At 38.6% G+C, this 342-nt stretch carries 1 pseudogene; it reads left to right on the forward strand.

Annotated elements, in window-relative coordinates:
• Positions 1 to 12: 12 nt before the first annotated feature.
• Positions 13 to 300: pseudogene (locus CWC04_RS19555) on the forward strand (VOC family protein); the annotation flags it as partial.
• Positions 301 to 342 lie beyond the last annotated feature (42 nt).

Below are 342 nucleotides of genomic sequence, written 5' to 3' on the forward strand. Positions count from 1 at the left end.
AAGGAAGACTAGCGTTATACATTAGCTGTTGTAGTGTATGCTGAAGATGATAGTAATACTTTATTAGAGCTTACTTATAATTGGGATCAAAATAGCTACGATCTTTGTAATGCGTATGGCCATATAGCTATTGAATTTGAAGATATATACAAGGCATTGGACGAAATAAAGGCCGATGGTGGAAACGTCAGTCTAGAGACGGGGCCAGTAAATGGCGGCACAACAGAAATTGCTTTTGTGAAAGACCCTGAAGGCTATAACAGTGCTCAAATAGAGAAACAGAAAAAAAACGATGGGTAGTGTATAAAGTATATCACTATGGTGCGTGTTGGACCCTCTACT

Origin of the sequence: Pseudoalteromonas sp. S2893, assembly GCF_005887105.1 — a bacterium.
GTDB classification, from domain to species: Bacteria; Pseudomonadota; Gammaproteobacteria; order Enterobacterales; family Alteromonadaceae; genus Pseudoalteromonas; species Pseudoalteromonas atlantica.